General features: G+C 71.4%; 15 protein-coding genes. 7 read left to right on the forward strand and 8 right to left on the reverse strand.

Translation table 11 applies throughout. The features are described from left to right. A partial coding sequence (locus FV223_RS07745; protein ID WP_147726265.1) for a hypothetical protein occupies positions 1-196 on the reverse strand: 196 nt, incomplete at its 3' end. Positions 197-264: 68 nt separating this feature from the next. Here FV223_RS07745 and FV223_RS07750 point away from each other — a divergent pair. The 3 genes from FV223_RS07750 to FV223_RS07760 all read left to right on the forward strand — a co-directional run bounded on the left by FV223_RS07750 (position 265) and on the right by FV223_RS07760 (position 2,369). After that, positions 265-492, forward strand: coding sequence for a hypothetical protein (locus tag FV223_RS07750; RefSeq protein WP_147726266.1), 228 nt, complete (start codon positions 265-267; stop codon positions 490-492). Between the two features lie 77 nt (positions 493-569). After that, on the forward strand, positions 570-809 hold the full coding sequence (locus tag FV223_RS07755) for a DUF2188 domain-containing protein (RefSeq protein ID WP_147726267.1): 240 nt from the start codon (positions 570-572) through the stop codon (positions 807-809). Positions 810-833: 24 nt separating this feature from the next. Beyond that, positions 834-2,369: a DUF6880 family protein gene (locus tag FV223_RS07760; protein WP_246689636.1), complete on the forward strand. Its 1,536-nt coding sequence runs from the start codon at positions 834-836 to the stop codon at positions 2,367-2,369. Positions 2,370-2,376: 7 nt separating this feature from the next. On the opposite strand, the gene FV223_RS07765 is transcribed toward FV223_RS07760, so the two are convergent. Together FV223_RS07765 and FV223_RS07770 are read right to left on the reverse strand one after the other, a co-directional pair. After that, a complete protein-coding gene (locus FV223_RS07765) occupies positions 2,377-2,736 on the reverse strand; it encodes a DUF427 domain-containing protein (protein WP_147726268.1) in 360 nt (119 codons plus the stop codon). Further along, complete coding sequence (locus FV223_RS07770; RefSeq protein WP_147726269.1) at positions 2,733-3,632, reverse strand: methyltransferase domain-containing protein; 900 nt, start codon at positions 3,630-3,632, stop codon at positions 2,733-2,735. Before FV223_RS07770 ends, FV223_RS07765 begins: the two co-directional genes overlap by 4 nt. A gap of 166 nt (positions 3,633-3,798) precedes the next feature. Between FV223_RS07770 and FV223_RS07775 the strand changes: the two genes are divergently transcribed. Together FV223_RS07775 and FV223_RS07780 are read left to right on the forward strand one after the other, a co-directional pair. Next, complete coding sequence (locus FV223_RS07775) at positions 3,799-4,023, forward strand: hypothetical protein (RefSeq protein ID WP_147726270.1); 225 nt, start codon at positions 3,799-3,801, stop codon at positions 4,021-4,023. Positions 4,024-4,134: 111 nt separating this feature from the next. After that, positions 4,135-4,866, forward strand: a complete 732-nt coding sequence (locus FV223_RS07780; RefSeq protein ID WP_147726277.1) for a ComF family protein — start codon at positions 4,135-4,137, stop codon at positions 4,864-4,866. A gap of 18 nt (positions 4,867-4,884) precedes the next feature. Here the strand turns inward: FV223_RS07780 and FV223_RS07785 are convergent, their stop codons facing one another. Beyond that, the gene (locus FV223_RS07785; protein WP_147726271.1) at positions 4,885-5,475 is read right to left on the reverse strand and encodes a GNAT family N-acetyltransferase; all 591 of its coding nucleotides are present in this window, start codon (positions 5,473-5,475) and stop codon (positions 4,885-4,887) included. Positions 5,476-5,761: 286 nt separating this feature from the next. Between FV223_RS07785 and zapE the strand changes: the two genes are divergently transcribed. Both zapE and FV223_RS07795 read left to right on the forward strand, forming a co-directional pair. Beyond that, complete coding sequence (gene zapE / locus FV223_RS07790; RefSeq protein ID WP_147726272.1) at positions 5,762-6,991, forward strand: cell division protein ZapE; 1,230 nt, start codon at positions 5,762-5,764, stop codon at positions 6,989-6,991. Positions 6,992-7,180: 189 nt separating this feature from the next. Further along, positions 7,181-10,117, forward strand: a complete 2,937-nt coding sequence (locus FV223_RS07795) for a response regulator (RefSeq protein WP_246686349.1) — start codon at positions 7,181-7,183, stop codon at positions 10,115-10,117. Positions 10,118-10,318: 201 nt separating this feature from the next. Here the strand turns inward: FV223_RS07795 and FV223_RS07800 are convergent, their stop codons facing one another. The 4 genes from FV223_RS07800 to FV223_RS07815 form a co-directional block, all read right to left on the reverse strand. Beyond that, positions 10,319-11,092, reverse strand: coding sequence for a ferredoxin--NADP reductase (locus FV223_RS07800; RefSeq protein ID WP_147726273.1), 774 nt, complete (start codon positions 11,090-11,092; stop codon positions 10,319-10,321). Positions 11,093-11,229: 137 nt separating this feature from the next. Then, positions 11,230-12,162 (reverse strand): ring-cleaving dioxygenase, encoded by a 933-nt coding sequence (locus FV223_RS07805; protein WP_147726279.1) that lies wholly within the window; start codon positions 12,160-12,162, stop codon positions 11,230-11,232. A gap of 104 nt (positions 12,163-12,266) precedes the next feature. Continuing rightward, complete coding sequence (locus FV223_RS07810) at positions 12,267-13,565, reverse strand: pitrilysin family protein (protein WP_147726274.1); 1,299 nt, start codon at positions 13,563-13,565, stop codon at positions 12,267-12,269. 60 nt (positions 13,566-13,625) lie between these two features. Further along, the coding region (locus FV223_RS07815) for an insulinase family protein (protein WP_147726275.1) at positions 13,626-14,278 on the reverse strand (653 nt) is incomplete at its 5' end.

Raw genomic sequence — 14,278 nt, forward strand, 5'->3', positions numbered from 1 at the left:
TCATCGCGCGGCGCTCGCGCCGCGCGATGACCGCCCGCGGCGGCGGGGCGGACGGGTAGTTCGACGCGAACGGATTCGACGGGACGCCCGATCCGGTGAGCCCCAGCGTGCTTCCGGCGTAGCCCGTGCCCTGCGCCAGGGCCGGAAGCGAACCGGCCGCGAGGATCGCGGCGGCGAGCGTTGTGCGGTAGGGCATCGATATCCTTCGTCCTGTGGCTCTCGTCAGATAGGGCTGCGGCGGCGCGGGCGGGAACGGAAAACGTCATGGAACCGCATCGGATCGAGCGCGACGGCACGACCTACGACGTCACCTTCGAGCGTGCGCCCGAAGGCTGGGTCGCCCGCATCCGCCGGACAGGCGACGGCGCGGTGCACGTCGTCGCCTTCGCCGACGGCGTGGGCTACGCGGCGGACGACCCACGCGGCTCGCTGATCGCCGGTTGCGCGGCGGCGATCGAGCGGCTGCCGTGGGGCGTCCCGACCAGGCACTGATCGCCCGGCCGGCGGAACCTGCGCGTCGCCCCCGTGTTCGCGCTGGACAGATCCTGTTCTCAAGACCGGAGTTTTCGATGTCCGAAGTCACCTATCACGTCGTCGAGCATGATGGCGGATACGCCTACAAGGTCGGCGACGTCTTCTCGGAGACCTTTCCGAGCCGCGACGAGGCCCTCCAGGCGGCACAGGCCGCCGCGGCCGAGCAGCAGGTGCCGGGCTCGACCGAGGGCATCCGCTATCAGGACGGTGCCGGCGCGTGGCACGACGAGACCGCGCGCGGCGACGACCGCCCGACCGCGAAGGTCGCGGACTGATCGAGACCCGTCCCGCGTCGAACGATGGCACGCAAGGCGGCCTCGGTGCCGCGGAAGCCGAAGACCGAACCGGAACCGGACGTCGTGCCGGTTCTGGCGAAGCTGCCGAAGGGTGCACGCCGCACGACGCCGTCCCGTGAGACGCTCGCCGCCCTCGCCCCCGATCGGCTCATCGGCCTGATCCTCGCCGAGACTGCCCGCAACGCCGCGTTCAAGAAGCTCGTGAGCGCGGCGCTCGCCTCCCTGCAGGGGCCGGAAGCGGTCGCGGCGATCGTCGACCGGCGGCTGACCGCCCTGGAGGGCGCCCGCGGCTTCATCGACTGGCAGAAGCGCCGGGCGTTCACCACGGATCTCGGCGCGATGGTCACGGTGATCCTCACCGAGCTCGCGCCGCTCGATCGCATGGCGGCTCTCGAACGCCTGGTGCGCTTCCTCGGCGGCGCCGACGCGGTGCTTAACCGCGTGGACGACGGTTCGGGCGCGATCCAGGCGATCTACGAGCGCGCTTCGGATGCCGTGGTCGAGATTGCCGCAGAGCTCGAGCCGGACGAGGCCGGGCGGTTCGCGCTGACGCTGATCCCGCGCTTCGTCGCCGACCCCTACGGGCCGTTCGGCGTGCTGATCCGCGATCTGGTCCCGCGCCTCCCCGCTGCCGCCCTCGCCTCGCTCGATGCGAAGCTCGCCGAGGCGGCGGACACGAAGCATCGGGCCGCGGATGCACCGAACGGGCCCGCGGCCTCGCGAGCCGATCTCCGCCACGGGAACATCCTGCGCGTCCGTCAGGACATCGCCGACCGGCGCGGCGACGTCGCGGCCTACATCGCGCTCGAGCAAGCGATCATGCCCGGCCGTCCCGACGGGACCGAGATCGCAGGGCGCCTGCTCGCGGCCGGGCGGGCCGCCGAGGCGCTGGATTGGATCCGCCGCTCGAAATCATCGCGGAGCGGCGTGATCACCCGCGCGATGCTCGCGACCGGAGATGCGGCGCTCGACGGCCCGGACCGCGAGCGGATCGGGCTGGAGATCCGCATCCTCGATGCGCTCGACCGACGCGAGGAGGCTCAGGCTCTGCGCTGGCAGGGGTTCGAAGCGACGCTCGACGCCGACATGCTCCGCGGGCACATCGCCAAGCTTCCGGATTTCGAGGACGAGGAGGTGCTGGAGCGCGCCCTCGACCACGTCGCCCGGCACGACGATGCCCATCGCGCGCTGGCCTTCCTGGTGGCGTGGCCGAGCTTCGACCGCGCGGCGCGCCTCGTCTTCGATCGCCGCGCGGAGTGGCGGAGCGAGGCCTATCGCCTGCTCGGTCTGGCGGCGGAGGCGCTGGAGCTCGATCATCCGGCCGCGGCGACGCTGCTGCTGCGCCGGATGATCGACGACATCCTCCGGGACGGACGCAGCAGCGCCTACCCCTATGCCGCCCGCCACCTCGCCGCCCTCGACGGAATGGCGCCGCGCCTGGCGCCGGGATCGATCGATCCCTCGCCCGAGGCCTACCGTACCGGCCTGCGGACGGCGCATGGACGCAAGCACGGGTTCTGGTCGCTCGTGCCGGCGTGAGGCCGAATCACACCGTCTCGATCGCGTCGACGCGGTCCGGGTAGAAGGCGAGATGCCCTGCGATCTCGGCGACCGCCGGAAACGGCGCCTCGTAGCTCCAGACCGCGTCGGGGCGCGATGCGTCGCCGACCGCGAGGCTGAAGTAGCTCGCATCGCCCTTGTACGGGCAGTGGCTGGTCCGCGCCGACTTCGTGAAACGCGAGAGGTCGGCATCGCTGCGCGGAATGTAGAGAACCGGAGGGTACGACGCTTCCTTGAGGGAAAGCACCCGCTCGCTCTCGGCGACGGCGACGCCGTCGAGCATCACCCGGACGCGGCCCGGATGCGGCGTGATGGTGATCGGATGGTCGGGGCCAGGTTGCTTCATCGCGGAATCCTCTCGCTCGGGTTCAACTCGATGGTGCCGAGGGCGTCGGCGAGCCGTGCCTTCGCGCTGCCGGGCTTCAGCGGGACCTGCTGGCTCGCATGCGGCGCCCAGCCGGTGAGCCACAGGATCTCGAAGCTGGCGCGAAGCCGCCCGTCCGCGTCGGCGAAGCGCGACGCGTAGATGTCCGCCATCCGCATCAGCGTCGCCCGCCGCAGGGGCGTGCGGCGGCGCTCGACCAGCGCGTTGGTCAGGCCCATGGCGCGCAGGTCCCGCATCAGGGAAAACGGGTCTGCGTAGCGCACCGTCACGGTCTCGGTGTCGGCGACCGGCAGGGCGAAGCCGGCGCGCTGCAACAGGGCGCCGGCCTCGCGCACCTCGGCGAACGGCGCGACCCGCGGGCTGACGCCGCCCTCGACCTCGCTTTCGGCCTGGGCGAAGCTCGCCCGCAGCTCGTTCAGGGTGGCGCCGCCGAGCAGGCAGCCGAGGAACAGCCCGTCGGGGCGAAGCGAACGGCGGAGCTGCACCAGCGTTCCGGGAAGATCGTTGACGCCCTGGAGCGCCAGCAGCGACACGGCGAGGTCGAAACCCTCGGGCGCGGCCGGCAGCGCCTCGGGGTCGGCGACCGCTTGCCGGACGCCGGGCACGGCCCGGTCCAGGATCGGCGCGAGGCGTAGGACCGTCGCGTCGGGGTAACGCGCCGACAGGACGCGCGCGGCCGCCGCGGTCGGCGTCGCGAGATCGAGGCTTCGGGTGAAGTCACGCAGCACCGCGCCGAGGCGATCGTCGAGATCCTCCGCGACACGGGCGATCAGGAAATCGGCAAAGCCCGCACGCTGCGCCCGCGCCAAGCGTCGGCGGGCGAGGACGGTGTCGAACAGGGGCGAAGGCGCTGTCATCTGCCCCATCACATGGCGCTCGGATCGCTGTCTTGCCAGCGGCGCGACCGACGGGTGGCGAGGGCCGGACGACGATCACACTTCTGAGAGGGTGGAACGGGACCGGGGCGTCGCCGTTCCTGGTCAGTTCCATCGGCCGCTCGGCCGCGTACCGGAGTCCCATCCCATGATCCGCTTCCTGTCCGGGGCCGCGCTGGCCCTCTCGATCGTCGCTTTCGGCTCGGCCGCCGATGCCAAGGGTTGCATCAAGGGCGCCATCGTCGGCGGGATCGCCGGGCACTATGCCGGCCATCATGGGCTCGTCGGCGCTGCGGCCGGCTGCGCCATAGGCCGCCATCGCGCGAATGCCGAGGCCCGCCGCAACGATCAGACCGCGCCGACGACGCGCTGAGGCGCGCTCCCGATCGCGTCGACGCGGCGGACGGATCGGGCGGTGCATGCGCCTGAGACATCGAGCATCGAGATCGGCCGTGCGTCGAAGGGCGCGCGGCCTTTCGCCGTTCTGGGTCGCGTCGCCCGCGCCCTGGTCGGTCTCGTCTACCCGCCGTCCTGCGCCGGCTGCGGCGCGGCGACCGCCGATCCCGGCGCGCTCTGCCCGTCCTGCTGGGCCGGCCTGCGCTTCATCGAGGAGCCGTGCTGCGCGCGGTACGGCACCCCGTTCGCCGTCGATCTCGGAATCGGTCCCCTGCTGTCGCCGCGGGCGATCAGCGAGCCGCCGGTCTTCGCGCGGGCCCGCGCCGTGGCGCTCTACAACGACACCGCCCGCAGCCTCGTCCATCGCCTGAAGTACCAGGACCGCCTCGACCTCGCCAAGGCGATGGCCGCGATGATGGCGGCGTCCGGCGCGGCGCTGATCGCGGAGGCCGACTGCGTCGTGCCGGTGCCGCTGCATCGCTGGCGCCTGTGGCGGCGGCGGTTCAACCAGGCGGCGCTGCTGGCGCGGCCGGTCGCCCGGGCCGGCAGCCTGCCGTTCTTGCCGCGGGCCCTGGCGCGGGTGAAGGCGACGCGCTCGCAGGTCGGGCTGACTCGCGCCGGGCGTGCCGAGAACCTTCAGGGCGCCTTCCGGGTGCCGGCGGCGCATCGGGCCGGCATCCAGGGACGGCGCGTCCTCCTCGTCGACGACGTCACCACCACCGGCGCGACCGCCAACGCCGCCGCCCGCGCCCTGCTGCGCGGCGGGGCCGCTTCGGTCGACCTGCTCACCTTCGCCCTGGTGGCCGACCCGATCGGTTGAGCGGGGGCGCGATCGTTCTCACGCGGGCGGCGGGTTTCGCGACTGAAGCGCCGCGATCGTCAGGTCGAACGCCTCGGCGATGCTCTCGTGCCAGAGCGAGAACGGGGTGGGCCGTTCGAGGTGCACGGCGGCCTCGGCCTCCGTCCCGCTGGCCTGCAGGTCGGCGCCGTGCCGGATCGCGAGGCGGCGCATCGGTCCGTTCATGGCCAAGCACCGCACGTGCAAATCGCCGACGCCACGATTGCGCGCCGCTTCCGTGATCCGCGTGAACAGCGCCCCGCCGATGCCGCGACGCCGGTAGGCGCGCTCCACCGCGAAGGCCGCCTCGGCCTGCCTGCCGAGATCGAGCGGCGTCGCACCCGGGCCGGACGGTCGCAGCTCCGCGACCCCGCGCAGGGTGCCGGACACGAAGGCACCGAAGATCAATCCGTCGGCCGTGACGGCGCGCTCGGCATAGGCACGGATCCCGGCCTCGCCGACGCTTCCCATGAACCGGTTCGCGCGGGTTTCGGGGTCCAGGCGCAGGAAGTAGGCGAGGATCTGCGCGCGGTCGCTCGCGCGCAGGCGTCGGATCGTGTGTCCCGCCGGTTTCGGCTCGGGCAATGCCATGTGCAGGTCTCCGGTATCGGCGCGCTGGGTGCGCGCATCCGGGCGTGCCCTCCCTCGAGGCAGGCAGGATCTCGCACCGCCAAGCCGATTGTGCAATGCAACAATCTGTCGTCGCGTCGCGTCGCCAGGGCTGACATGCACCCAGGGGATGGAACCACTTCTGTTGCATCGCGGTGCGACGCGGGGTTGATCGACCCGCCCGCGCGCGGCAGACGGTTGGGACGGGTCCCGCGTTGCAGCACCGCGCGGATGCCGAGCAGGATCCCGTGGTCGTGAGCCGGAAGCCGTGAGCCCAACCTCGCCGAGCCATGCGCCCTCCGCCGATGCGCGCAGCGGTGCGCTTTCTCCCGGCCCCGTCCACGATCGCTACGAGGCGCTGATCGCCTCCGGCGCGATCGAGCGCGACCCGGCCCAGGCGCGGCTGGTGCGCGCCCTCGACCGCCTGGTCCTCGACCTCGAGCGGAGGCGTCGCGCCAAGAAGGGCAGCGCGCTCGGCTGGCTGTTCTCGCGGAAGGACAGCGTCGGGCCGCCGAAGGGCCTCTACATCTGGGGCTCGGTCGGGCGCGGCAAGACCATGCTCATGGACCTGTTCCACGAGGCCGCCCCCGGGCCGAAGCGCCGCGTCCACTTCCACGGCTTCCTCGCCGACGCGCACGAGCGCATCCACGCCTACCGCCAGGCGCTGAAGCGCGGCGAGGTGAAGGGCGACGATCCGATCGGCCCCGTCGCCGACGCGCTCGCCGACGAGGCGACGCTGCTGTGCTTCGACGAGTTCACGGTCACCGACATCGCCGACGCGATGATCCTCGGCCGGCTGTTCGGTGCGCTGTTCAGGCGCGGCGTGACGGTGGTCGCGACCTCGAACGTCGAGCCGGACCGCCTCTACGAGGGCGGCCTCAACCGCGCGCTGTTCCTGCCCTTCGTCGAGGAGCTGAAGGACCGGGTCGAGGTGCTGCGCCTGGATTCGCGCACGGATTTCCGCCTGGAGAAGCTCGGCGGCGCACCGGTCTACCATGTGCCCGCGGACGCGGAGGCCCGGGCCGCGATCGATGCCGCGTTCAAGGGGCTGACCGGGAAGGCCAAGGGCCGGTCGGCGACGATCGCCGTGCACGGCCGCGCCGTGCCGGTGCCGCAGGAGGCGGCCGGCGTCGCCCGGTTCTCCTTCGCCGACCTCTGCGCCCAGCCGCTCGGCGCCTCCGACTACATGGCGGTCGCCCGGGCCTTCCACACGGTGATCGTCGAGGACATCCCGGTGATGGGCGAGCAGAACCGCAACGAGTGCAAGCGCTTCATCACCCTGATCGACACCCTGTACGACCGCCACGTGAAGCTCGTCGCCTCGGCCGCGGCGGAAGCGCAGGACCTCTACACGGTCCGCGAGGGCCGCGAGGCCTTCGAGTTCGACCGCACCGTGTCCCGGCTGATCGAGATGCGATCGACCGAATACCTCGCCCTGCCGCATGGACGGGCGGATTCGGAAGCCTCCGGCGCCACGACCGGCCTCGTCGAGACCTGATGCGGCTTCGCGGCCGCCCGAGCTTCGACGGGTAAGGCTTCGACAACCGCCCCGTCCCGTCTATGTCTGCGCAGGTCGCCTCGGCACGTCGCCGGGCCGATCCGAGGCGCCCGAGATGATCACCGATACGAAACACCCGCTCGCCGCGGGTGGTGCTGCGATGCGGGGCGGGTTCGGGATGGTCGTCGCGTGGTGAGCCCCCGATCGATCTCGTTCCTGCGTCGGTCGAACTGGCGCCGCGCACGGCCCTTCGCCGGGCTGCTCGGCTCGCCGGTCGCCTTCGGCCTCCTGATCGTCGCCCTGGTGGCGGGTGGCTGGAACTACGTCGGCGGCGAGGCGAGCCGCGCGGCGGTCGCGGCCGGAAACACCCGGATCTCAGGGCTCGAGCGGCTGCTCTCGGCGGTGAAGGACCTCGAGACCGGCGAGCGCGGCTACGTCCTCGTCGGCGGCGACGTCTACCTCGAGCCCTACCAGAAGGCGCTCGGCGCGATCGACACCGGTCTCACCGGGCTCGGCAGCCTCGCCCAGGTGCCGCTGCGCCAGGGCGGGACGTCCCTTGCCGCTCTCATCGCGGACAAGCGCGACTTCGCGGCCCGGGTCGTCGCCGCGCGGCGGGACGTGAGCTTCGATGCGGCGACCGAGATCGTCCGCACCGGCGTCGGCAAGCAGCAGATGGACGCGATCCGCGCCGAGACCGCCGGATTGCAGGCCTCGATCGCCCGGCGAATGGAGGCCGATCGCAGCCGCGACGCAGCGCGTTCCCTGCTGCTGTCGATCCTCACGGCGGTCTGCGCGGTCGTGGCGATCGTGCTCCTCGCCCGCCTCGCCCTCGTCCGCCGCCGGGAGGCGATGCGGATGTCGGGCCTGCTTGACGGGGTGCTCGCCAATGCCCCCGTCGGCCTCGGCTTCCTCGACCGCGATCTCAAGATCCGCCACATGAACCGGGCGCTGGCGGTGATGAGCGAGCGCGGCTTCGGCGCCGACCTCGGCGCCCCGATCTGGGCGATGCTGCCGACCCTCGCCGACGCCCTGGGTCCGAAGCTCGCCGCGGCCCTCCACGAAGGGCTGGTGACGCCCGACGTGCCGGTCGCCGTCCCGACGCCCTCGGCACCCGGCGGCGTGCGCCGCTTCTCAATGAGCTTCTATCCCCTCCGCGGCACCTCCTCTGAGGTCGAGCCGGCGATCGAGGGCGTCGGCATCGTCGTTCTCGACGAGACCCTGCGCTGGATGGTCGAGGAGCGCATGCGCCGCAGCGAGGAGCGCTTCCGCTCGCTGATCGAAGCGAGCGCGTCGATCGTCTGGACCGCGACGGCCGAGGGTACCCTGCACCCGCGGCAGGCCTCCTGGACGCGCTTCACCGGCCAGGACGACGCGGCCTATGGCGGCGAGGGCTTCCTCGACGCGATCCACGTGGACGACCGGGGGCATACGGCCGAGGCCTGGACCGTGGCGGTCTCGACACTGCAGCCCTACGAGACCGAGCACCGCCTGCGCCGGGCCGACGGCGAGTACCGCCACATGGCGGTGCGCGCCGTGCCGATCCTCGCCGAGGACGGGCGCCTGCGGGAATGGGTCGGCACGCATACCGACATCACCGAGCGCAAGGCGGCCGAGGCCGCCGTCGAGGCGGCTCGTCAGGCGGCGGAGGACGCCAACCGCGCCAAGAGCCAGTTCCTGGCTAACATGAGCCACGAGCTGCGCACGCCGCTTTCCGCGGTGATCGGCTATTCCGAGATGCTGCAGGAGGAGCTGGAAGACCTCGGCGAGCCCTCGCTGATCGCCGACATGAAGAAGATCGAGTCGAACGCCCGCCACCTTCTCGGGCTGATCAACGACGTCCTCGACCTGTCGAAGATCGAGGCCGAGCGCGTGGAGATCTACGCCGAGGACTTCTCCGTCGCCGAGGTCGTGGCCGAGGTCGCCGCCACGGTCGAGGGTCTGATCGCCAAGAAGGAGAACGCTCTCGACCTGACGATCGCCGAGGACGTCGGCACGGCGCATACCGACGTGACCAAGCTGCGCCAGTGCCTGATCAACCTTCTGAGCAACGCGGCGAAGTTCACCGAGAACGGTCGCATCGGCCTCGCCGTGACGCGCGATGCGGAGGCCAGGCTCTGCTTCGCGGTCAGCGATACCGGGATCGGGATGACCGACGAGCAGGTCGGGCGGCTGTTCGAGCGCTTCACCCAGGCCGACGCCTCCACGACCCGACGCTTCGGCGGCACCGGGCTCGGCCTCTCGATCACCCGCGCCTTCGCCGAGCTGCTGGGCGGCACCGTCGAGGTCGCGAGCCGGGAGGGCGCAGGCAGCACCTTCACGCTGATCCTGCCGGCGCAGTTCTCCGGCCCCGACGCCGGAGCGGCACACGGGGAGGATACGGCGGTGGGAAACCGCATCCTCGTCATCGACGACGATGCGGCGACGCGCGACCTGCTCGCGCGCTTCCTCGAGAAGGAAGGCTTCGTCGTCTCCACGGCGGAGGACGGACGCCAGGGCCTGGAACGGGCCAGGGCCCTGCGTCCCCGCGCGATCCTCCTCGACGTGACCATGCCGCGGATGGACGGCTGGTCGGTGCTGCGCGCGCTCCGGGCCGACCCCGAGCTCGGCGCGACGCCGATCATCATGGTGACGGTGCTCGACGAGCAGAACCTCGCCTTCTCGCTCGGCGCCACCGACTACCTGCACAAGCCGATCGAGTGGGGGCACCTCAAGGCCGTCACCGACCGGTTCCGTCCCGGCAATGCCGAGGGACCGATCCTCGTCGTCGAGGACGATCCCGACGCCCGCGAGCGCGTGACGACCTTCCTAGAACGCGAGGGCTTTCCGGTGCGCTCGGCCGAGCACGGCAAAATCGCGCTGGAGGAGGTGGCGCGGGAGAAGCCCGCCCTCGTTCTCCTCGACCTGATGATGCCGGAGATGGACGGCTTCGGCTTCCTGCGCGCCCTGCGGACGCGGGCGGAGTGGCGCGACATCCCCGTGGTGGTGCTCACCGCCAAGGACATCACGGCCGAGGACCGACGCCGGCTCGCCGGGCAGGCGGACCGGGTGATCAGCAAGGGCTCGGTCAGCCTGTCGGACCTGGCTCAGGAGGTGCGGGGTCTGGTGGGGATTCCGGCGCGGGATTGAGAAGGGCGCATCTGCCCGAAACGATCGCGCGAGCGATCACGGTGGCCATGCCCTCCCCGTCATCCCGGGGCGCCGAAGGCGAACCCGCGCTCCGGAACCGCAGGTCCTGCTCCAACTTGCGCCCTCGGCGGTTCTGGATCCCGGGCCCCGCTGCGCCGACCCGGGACGACGACGGTGGTTCTCGGCGGGTCCCGGAAGACCCTACTTCTCGACGAAGGCCTTCTCGATCACGTAGTGACCGGCCTCGCCGTGGTTGCCCTCCTCGTAGCCGCCGTTGGTCAGCAGCTCGCGGGTGTCGCGGATCATGTCGGGGCTGCCGCAGAGCATGAAGCGGTCGTTCTCGACCGACATGTTCGGCAGGCCGATATCCTCGAACAGCTTGCCCGAGGTCATCAGGTCGGTGATGCGGCCGCGGTTGCGGAACGGCTCGCGGGTCACGGTCGGGTAGTAGATCAGCTGCGCGCTGATCATCTCGCCGAGGAACTCGTGCTTCGGCAGGCTCTCGGTGATGGTCTCGCCGTAGGCGAGCTCCTGCACCTGCCGGCAGCCGTGGACGAGCACGACCTTCTCGAAGCGCTCGTAGGTCTCCGGGTCCTTGATGATCGACATGAAGGGCGCGAGCCCGGTGCCGGTACCGAGGAGGTAGAGGTTCTTGCCCGGAAGCAGGTTGTCGAGCACCAGCGTGCCGGTGGGCTTCTTGCCGACGATGATCGGGTCGCCGACCTTGAGGTGCTGCAGCTTCGAGGTGAGCGGGCCGGCCTCGACCTTGATCGAGAAGAATTCCAGCTCCTCCTCGTAGTTGGCCGAGACGACGCTGTAGGCGCGCAGCAGCGGCCGGCCTTCGACCTCGATGCCGATCATCGTGAACTCGCCGTTCCGGAAGCGGAAGGCCGGATCGCGGGTCGTGCGGAAGGAGAAGAGCGTGTCGGTCCAGTGGTGGACCGACAGAACGCGCTCCTCGTAGAACTTGCTCATCGACTGAGGTGTCCCGAATCCCGATGGGTTTGGCGGTCTTTTCGCAGGTGCGGAACGCAGGTCAAGACGCGCCGACGACACACAGCTATGCAACCGCAACTGATTGGAATCGCTCTTAATACCCGCGGCGATCCGACCTAGAGCGGCTTCAGCCCGGCCTCGATCTCGGCGCGCCGCGGCTCGAGGAACGGCGGCAGGGCGAGGCCCTGACCGAGCCGGTCGAGCGGCTCGTCGGCGGTGAAGCCGGGGCCGTCGGTGGCGATCTCGAACAGGATGCCGTTCGGCTCGCGGAAATACAGGCTACGGAAGTAGTAGCGGTCGACCGGACCGCTCGACGGCATCCGCCGCACCTGGAGCCGGTCGGCCCAGGCTGCGTAATCCGCATCGGGGATGCGGAAGGCGACGTGGTGCACCGCGCCGGCGCCCTGGCGGGCGGGGGCGGAGGCGTCGCCGACGAGCTGCACCTCGGCGGCCGACCCGCCCTCCCCCATGGCGAAGACGTGGACCGTTCCCTCAGGCGCCTCGAAGCTGCGGTCATGCCGCATCCCGAGGACGTCCACGAGCACCGAGCCGGTCCGCTCCGGCTGAGCGACGGCGAGGCGGATCGGGCCGAGCCCGCGGATCTGATGCTCGGGCATCACCGGGCTGCCGGCCCAGGGGTGCGCATCGCCCGCGCCGCCGTCGTCGACGAGGCTCAGGCGCTGGCCTTCCGGATCCTCGAAATCCAGGGTCAGGCGTCCGTCGCGCTCGACCGGCTCGGAGTGGGCCACGCCCTCCCGCGCGAGGCGCTCGCGCCAAGCGTCGATCGCCGCCGGGCCGGCGACGCGCAGGTGCGTGCGGGTGATGCTGTTCGTCCCGCGCCGCTCGGGCGGCGCCGGCCAGTCGAAGAAGGTCACGTCGGTGCCGGGCGAGGCCAGCCCGTCGGCGTAGAACAGGTGGTAGGCCGAGACGTCGTCCTGGTTCACCGTCTTCTTGACGAGCCGCAGGCCGAGCACGCGGGTGTAGAACGCGTGGTTCTCCGCGGCCCGCGCGGTGATGGCGGTGAGATGGTGGATCCCGGTGAGCTGCATCGGCGAGAGCATCTTCCGTCGAAGCGGTCGCCGGTCCGGCGAAAGAACGTGCGGCACCGCGAAGAGATGGAACAGTCCCCACGACGGGGGTCATCGAGCCTGTGTCAGAGGCCGACCGGCCGCCCCGCGGCGACGACCAGCATCCGGCCGTCGGCGAAGGTCCGCGCGCCGGCGCGGCGGATGTCGTCCTGCGTGACCGAGGATACCAGGGCGTTGCGGCGCTCGATGTAGTCCATCCCGAGGCCTTCGAACGCGATCTGCACCAGCTGGTGGGCGATCTTGGTCGAGGTGTCGAAGCCGAGTGCGTAGGAGCCGGTCAGGTAGTCCTTGGCCTTCTGCAACTCCTCGTCGTCCGGGCCGTCGGCGATCAGGCGGTTGATCTCGTCGCCGATGACCGACAGCGCCTCGCCGACGCGCTCGTTCTTGGTCGCGGTGTAGCCCCAGGTCATCGCCGCCGAGCGGTGGCTGACCAGCGAGGTCCCGACCGAGTAGGCGAGGCCGCGCTTCTCGCGGACCTCTTGGAACAGCCGTGAGGTGAAGGCGCCGCCGCCGAGGATGTGGTTGAGCACGTAGGCGGGAATGAAGTCGGGGTCGCGCCAGGCGACGCCAGCCATGCCGAAGCGGATCACCGATTGCGGCACGTCGAGATCGACGACGACGCGCTTGCCGAGGTCGCCCACCGTGGTCCGCTCGATCGCGCGCAGGCCGCCGGCCTCGGGCAGCGCACCGAAGGCGCGGTCGAGGCTCGCGGCAAGCTGCTCGGCGCCGATCGCGCCGACGGCTGCGACCTTCACCGCGCCGCGACCGAGCAGCCGGGCATGCATCGCCACGAGGTCGTCGCGGGTGATCGCCGAGACCGCCTCGATCGTGCCCGAGGACGGGCGTCCGTAGGCGTGCCCGGCGAACGCTTCGGCGAAGAAGCGGCGCGAGGCCATCACGCCCGGATCGTTCTGCTGGTAGCGCAGGCCGGCGATCACCTGGCCGCGGACCCGCTCGATCGCGTCGGCGTCGAAGCGCGGCTTTGCGAGCGCCAGGGCCAGCAGCTCGATCGCCTCGTCGGCGTGCTTGACCAGCATCTTCAGCGAGCCGCCGATCGCGTCGGGGCCGGCATGGAACGACAGCTCGATGGCGCGCGCCGCGAGCCGCTCCTGGAAGGCGTCGGAGCCGAGATCGCCCGCGCCCTCGTCGAGGAGGCGTGCCAGCATCTGGGCGCAGCCCGACTTGCCCTCGGGGTCCTGCGCCGCGCCGCCCTCGAAGGTGAAGGCCAGGGCGATCATCGGCACCACCGGCGATTCGACGTGCCACGCCTCGATGCCGGCGGCGGTCTGGATCGGCAGCGCCTTGGCCGGACTCGCCTTGGAGCGGACCGGGGTCTCGGCCAGGTCGGTGTCGGCGAAGTTCATGGACGACCTCGTTGTTCTTGATGTCTGGGTGCGGCGCCGGGCGCCGCAGGCCGAACGTCCCTACTCGGCGGCGATGGCCATCGGTGCGTCCGGGTCGCTGGACTTGACGAGGTAGCCGGTGACCGAGCGCGACGGCGTCAGCCAGCGCTCGCTCGCCTCGGCCAGGCGCTCCCGGGTGACGCCCTCGATGTCGGACGGCCAGCGCCGCACTTCCTCGATGGTCTCGCCGATGGCGAGCGCGGAACCGTAGATGCGGGCGAGCGAGGACTGGCTGTCGGAGGAATACACCGTCTCGGCCACGAGGCGGGTCTTGGCCCGCTCGATCGCCTCGGCGTTCAGCGCATCCGACGGCACGCGCCGCAGCACGCGGTCGACCTCGGCCTCCAGCTTCTCCAGGCTGACGCCCTCGGCGGGCACCGCGTAGACGGAGAAGCGGGTGTCGTCGATCGCCGAGCCCATGTACCAGGCGCCCGCGTTGACCGCGAGGCCGCTCTCCATCACCAGCTTGCGGTAGAGATAGGAGGTCGAGCCGCCGCCGAGCACCTCGGCGAGCAGCTCGAGATCGTGGCAGCCGCCGTCGCGGGCGGTGATGCAGGACGGGGTGAGATAGAGCCGCTGCAGCGTCGGCTGCTCGACCTTCGGATCGGCCACCGCGAGGCGGCGCAGCGCCTTCGGCTCCGGCTCGCGGGCTCGGACGCGGATCGGGCGGGCGC

It is taken from the genome of Methylobacterium sp. WL116, from assembly GCF_008039455.1.
GTDB lineage: Bacteria > Pseudomonadota > Alphaproteobacteria > Rhizobiales > Beijerinckiaceae > Methylobacterium.